Source organism: Commensalibacter sp. A3DC, from assembly GCF_047307945.1.
Taxonomy (GTDB): domain Bacteria; phylum Pseudomonadota; class Alphaproteobacteria; order Acetobacterales; family Acetobacteraceae; genus Commensalibacter; species Commensalibacter melissae.
Map to the genome: position 1 here is coordinate 1 of NZ_JAXOQA010000090.1, position 5,485 is coordinate 5,485.

5 protein-coding genes and 1 tRNA gene are annotated in these 5,485 nt (G+C 38.5%); 5 read left to right on the top strand and 1 reads right to left on the bottom strand.

Annotated elements, in window-relative coordinates; all coding sequences use genetic code 11:
- A partial coding sequence (locus tag U0839_RS08310; RefSeq protein WP_413550463.1) for an NAD(P)H-dependent flavin oxidoreductase occupies nt 1-1,012 on the top strand: 1,012 nt, incomplete at its 5' end.
- Between the two features lie 164 nt (nt 1,013-1,176).
- On the opposite strand, the gene purD is transcribed toward U0839_RS08310, so the two are convergent.
- Nucleotides 1,177-2,451, bottom strand: coding sequence for a phosphoribosylamine--glycine ligase (gene purD / locus U0839_RS08315; RefSeq protein ID WP_155566033.1), 1,275 nt, complete (start codon nt 2,449-2,451; stop codon nt 1,177-1,179).
- A gap of 52 nt (nt 2,452-2,503) precedes the next feature.
- Here purD and xseA point away from each other — a divergent pair, with 52 nt between their 5' ends.
- From xseA to U0839_RS08335, 4 genes are all read left to right on the top strand, one after another.
- Complete coding sequence (gene xseA / locus U0839_RS08320) at nt 2,504-3,955, top strand: exodeoxyribonuclease VII large subunit (protein ID WP_155566032.1); 1,452 nt, start codon at nt 2,504-2,506, stop codon at nt 3,953-3,955.
- A 157-nt stretch (nt 3,956-4,112) separates the two neighbouring features.
- Nucleotides 4,113-4,550, top strand: coding sequence for a YcgN family cysteine cluster protein (locus tag U0839_RS08325; protein ID WP_155566031.1), 438 nt, complete (start codon nt 4,113-4,115; stop codon nt 4,548-4,550).
- A gap of 163 nt (nt 4,551-4,713) precedes the next feature.
- A tRNA-Leu gene (locus U0839_RS08330) sits at nt 4,714-4,800 on the top strand.
- A 305-nt stretch (nt 4,801-5,105) separates the two neighbouring features.
- Nucleotides 5,106-5,485 (top strand): hypothetical protein (locus U0839_RS08335; protein WP_413550465.1); only part of this gene is annotated, 380 nt, incomplete at its 3' end.

The following is a 5,485-nucleotide window of genomic DNA, read 5'->3' on the forward strand; positions in this document are numbered from 1 at the left end:
TCAATATCCTATTTTTCTTGCACCAATGGCGGGTGTATCAACACCAAAACTGGCAGCTGAGGTTTCAAATTTTGGTGGATTGGGATCGTTGGGACTGGGATCCTGCAATCATGAAGAGGCGAAAAAGCAAATTGAACAGCTGAAACAGCTGACCTCCTTACCTTTTCAGGTCAATTTTTTCTGTCATCAACCAGAGAAATCAGACGCTACACTTGAAAATCAGTGGGTTCAATATTGCTGTTCAAAATTTGGCAGGATAGATCTGATGAATAATTTTAGTCAGGCTTTTTCCTGTCTTTATTCCAGTTTTTTAGAGAATGACAATTTTCTGGATTTAGTAATTCAAGAAAAAGTTCCCGCTGTTAGTTTTCATTTTGGAATCCCAAGCAAAAGTCAAATTCACAGATTGAAACAAGCCAATATTGTTACGATGGCTTCTGCGACAAATTTGATAGAGGCTTCATACATAGCAAGGTCTGGTATAGATATAATAATAGCGCAGGGTATAGAAGCGGGTGGTCATCGGGGTGTTTTTAATCCAAATATTGATTCGGCGATACCAACACTAGAACTGGTTTTTCTGATTAAAAATAATTTATCAATACCAGTTGTGGCTGCCGGTGGTATTATGGATGCACGAGATATTCATGATTGTCTTAGAGTGGGGGCAAATGGTGTTCAGTTAGGAACGGCATTCGTCCAATGCAGTTCGTCAAAAGCGAGTGAAACCTATAGACAATCATTATTTAATTCTAAAGTTACGCAAATTACTGCGACCATTTCTGGTCGACCTGCCAGAGGGTTGGTCAATGATTGGCATTTAAAAATTGATTCACCAGATCGGCCTTTAACACCACCTTATCCTTATACTTATTATTTTGCCAAGAAAATTTACGAATATACTAGACAGCCTCAGTATGCCGCATTTTGGGCAGGATCAAAGGTTTCAAAAATTAAAAAAATGGAAGCGCCAGATCTAATGAAGTCTTTTATTGAAGATGTTGATTTTTGATCTTAATCATTATTTAGAGTATGAAGATAGAGTTAAATTAAATAGCAATATTTTTTACTATAATTTTTAGAAAATAAAATGCATATTTGCTGAATTGTAAAAATTGAACGTATTTTAAGATACATTCAATTTAACCTGTTTTGAAATATCGTTTTTATATTATTCTACTGTTTTAAAGCTTTATTACCGATATCCGTGCGCCAGATACCATCTTTCCAGTTAATTTTGTTAACGGCATTATATGCGGTTGTTTGTGCTTGTTTGAGTGTTTTATCAAAAGCGGCAACGCATAAGACACGACCTCCTGCTGCACAAAGTTCTTGTTGAGCGTTATAATTGGTTCCAGCATGAAAGACTTTTACATGGGGTAGGGATTCAGCTTGGTCAATATTTTGGATAATTCCCCCTACAACTGGTGTTCCCGGATATCCTTTTGCCGCCATAACAATACAAATCCCTGCTTGATCAGAGAATTTGATTTCTGATTTTTTTAATTTTCCCTGACTGAGATTATAGAGAATATCTAACAAATCTGTTTCCAGTCGAGGAAGCAGAACTTCCGCTTCCGGGTCTCCAAAACGAACATTATATTCAATTAGATAAGGCCCATCATTTGTAATCATCAGTCCGGCAAAAATAATGCCACGGAAAGGAATTCCACGTTTTACCATTTCGCGCAGCATGGGTCTGACTGTTATATCCAACGCTTTCTCTTGGGCTGCGTGATCAAAAAAGGGTGGTGGGGATATCGCCCCCATTCCGCCAGTATTGGGTCCCGTATCATTATCGCCAATGCGTTTGTGATCCTGAGCCGCCCCGATTAAAACCGCATGTTCTCCATCGCAAAAGGCAAATAGGGAAATTTCCTCTCCTGTCAGAAATTCCTCGATAACGATTTTATTGCCTGCTTCGCCAAAACGGTTATCTTGCAGGATTGTTTCGATCGCTTCTTCAGCTTCCTTAAAGGTATAGGCGATAATAACGCCTTTTCCTGCCGCCAAACCATCTGCCTTGATAACAATCGGAAAAGAATGGGTTTTCAAATAAGCAATCGCTTGTTCACTATCTGTAAACTCTTTCCATGCTGCAGTTGGGATTTGGGCGGCATCGCTGATCATTTTTGTGAAACTCTTGCTTCCCTCCAGCTGTGCAGCCGCTCGGCTGGGACCTGCACAGAGGATCCCGGCGTGCTGGCAAGCATCGGTTAATCCTTTAACCAAAGGTAATTCTGGTCCGGGAATAACAAGATCAATATGATTGTCTTGTGCAAATTTTACTAAATCGGTAATATTATCTACCTTAATGTTTATATTTTTACCATATTGTGCAGTACCTGGGTTTCCTGGTGCGATAAAAAGCTCGGTAAGATTGGGTGAGCAAGCAAGAGCCATGGCAAGGGCGTGTTCTCTTCCCCCAGAACCGACGAGTAAAACGCGCATAGAGATTTCCTTTACTGATGTTTCTTTTTTGGGATAAGGCTGTATCATATTTATGTCGATAGATGAGCAACTTTCTGATCGAATGACGGATAATATACCAGAATTTAGTGTAGGGGATATTTCTACAGCGATTAAGCGCGTTTTGGAAGGAAATTTTTCTCGGATTAAAGTGAGGGGGGAAATTACCGAGTTAAAACAGTATCCGTCTGGACATATTTATTTTTCCCTAAAAGATGAAAATGGAAAACTGACAGCAATTATCTGGCGGTTCAAGGCGGCAAAACTTACTATAAAACTCGAAAACGGTATTGAGGTTATTGCAACAGGCAAGATTTCTTCTTATGGGGAACGTTCATCATATCAGCTCATTGTCGATCAGATTGATTATGCCGGCGAAGGTGCTTTATTGGCCCGTATCGAAAAATTAAGAAAGAAATTGGAAGCTGAAGGTTTATTTGACCAGGAAAAAAAGCGTCCTTTTCCTCTATTGCCAAAAGTAATAGGTGTGATTACATCCTCTAAAGGCGCGGTTTTGCACGATATTCGCACAACAATTCAACGACGTTTTCCCAGGGATATCCTGGTCTGGCCAGTGGCGGTTCAGGGAGAGGGGGCAAGTGAACAGATTGTCAGGGCTATTATTGGATTTAACACTCTTTCTGTTAATGGTAAAATTCCACGTCCTGATATCTTGATTGTTGCACGAGGGGGTGGATCACTGGAAGACTTGATGGCCTTTAATGATGAGGCTGTTGTAAGAGCCGCAGCAGAGTCGAAAATTCCCCTGATCTCAGCAGTTGGACATGAAACAGATACAACCTTGATTGATTTCGCATCTGACCGTCGGGCCCCGACTCCAACTGCAGCTGCGGAAATGGCTGTTCCTTCGCAGGTTGATCTTGCTGCTGGAATAATGCAGCTGGTTACGCGTTTGAATAAAGCATTAATACAGATTATTCAATCTTATCAACTGCGTTTGAACAAGGCCATTACCATACTGCCGGACGTTCCCACTCTATTGGCTCAAAATCGCATGCGCCTGGATGACCGTTCCTATCGTCTGGATTTGGCGCTTCCAGCATTGGTTCTGAAAAGGAGACATCAGCTTTCTTCCATTCAGGCTGTTGATCAATATCTTTTGGGACTGATTGATCGTTTCAAGAGACAACTGGCCTTTAATGAAAAACAATATGCAATTTCTTGGCTGCATTATATGCGTCAGTTGGAAAATAATTTACCCCTGTTCTCCATATCGAATGTACGTAATTTATTGAGAGAAAGGCAGCTGAAATTGGAAAGTGTCACGGCAAGATTGGAAGCCCTTTCCCCCAAGGCTGTATTGGCACGGGGATATGTCTTGGTACAGAATAAGAAAGGTCAGGCTGTAACTGAAGCAAGAGGATTGAGAGCTGGATCTGATTTGATCTTAACTTTTTATGATGGGCAGAAAGACGTGCGTGTTTTGAAGCGGCAGGAAAACCGTCAGGAAAGTTTTGATCTGTAAATTGATTAAACGGTTTATAATCAATCCTGTTTAATTATTCAATTTAATTAAATCGTAACCTGAATTATATAAATTGAGATGAATGTTGATTTATTGAAAAATTGAATTTTGAAATATTGTAAATCATTTTTTTGATCAGAATATTATATTGGTTGTTATGGTTACGGATCGTTATTGGGAAAACTTGTCACTTCAAGAAATGAACAAGGAGCAATGGGAGGCTTTATGTGACCGTTGCGGTCGGTGTTGCCTGCATAAATTGCGGGATGATGATACGAATGAAATTTATTATACAAATGTTGCCTGTTGGTTGCTGGATATAAAAACAGGGCAATGTTCGGATTACTGTCATCGTAAAATCAGGATTCCGGACTGTATCCAATTGACCCGAAAGAATTTATCAAGGATTGACTGGCTGCCCTCCACCTGTGCATATCGTTTAATAGCGGAAGGCAAGACACTTTATCCTTGGCATTATTTGATTGCCGGTAATTTTGAAGCCATGCATAAAGCCGGTATTTCCGTGCGGGGAAAGGTTGTGAGTGAACATGATGCAGGGGAATTGGAGGATTATATAGTGGAATGGATCGATTGAAAAACACAATGAGCGGTTTTCTTCCTTCATTGTAGGCTGTATATTTACTTGTATTGGAGAATTTTACATGGATTTGAAATCTTTTATCAAATAATTAATTTTTTTTAAATTTATTCTTTGACCTTTTCGTTCTTCATGCTATTAATCCTTTTACAAAATATGGGCGAGCTTGGCGGAATGGTAGACGCTCAAGACTTAAAATCTTGTGTCCGTTTTGGACGTGTGGGTTCAAGTCCCACAGTTCGCACCACCTGAATAATTTATTGATTTTTCCCTTTTTTTAAAATTTGAGAAATTTAATTAAAATAATACAATAATTTTTTGTTACGTTTTATATATAATTTGAAATTAATGTTAACTGAAAACGGGGAAAAGGATGGAACAATTAAATCAATTAATTGAATCTTTTCTAAGTCATTATAAACAAAAACGTGTTTTTTTAATGAGCTTGCCCGATTAGTAGCTAAACAATGTGAAAAAGCATTAAAGAGTGATGGTATCAAAGCCATTGTTACATATCGTGCAAAAACATCTGAGCGATTAAAAGAAAAAATTATTCAACGCTGCAAAGAGAAACGTTACCAAAATGAAGAAGCTATTAGTAAAGATATTATTGATTTGTCTGGTGTTCGAATAGCACTATATTATCCTGCAGATCGTATGAGAGTGAGTCAGTTAATTGAGAAGAATTTTAAGATTATTAAAGATAAAAAATTTCCTAATGAAGTAAAACTGGTCAACAATAGATTTGATGGTTATCATGCAGATCATTATCGTGTTGAAATCAGATCTGACACTTTAGAAGAGAATAAGGAATATTCTGATCATATTGTTGAGATTCAAGTTGCTTCAGTATTAATGCATGCGTGGTCAGAGGTTAATCATGATCTAGGCTATAAGCAATTTAATGGTGAATTGTCTCAACAAGAAAAATC

Bases quoted from the DNA above. Each gene is read 5' to 3' on its own strand.
- purD (WP_155566033.1), bottom strand. From the start codon at position 2,451: ATGCGCGTTTTACTCGTCGGTTCTGGGGGAAGAGAACACGCCCTTGCC.
- xseA (WP_155566032.1), top strand. From the start codon at position 2,504: ATGTCGATAGATGAGCAACTTTCTGATCGAATGACGGATAATATACCA.
- U0839_RS08325 (WP_155566031.1), top strand. From the start codon at position 4,113: ATGGTTACGGATCGTTATTGGGAAAACTTGTCACTTCAAGAAATGAAC.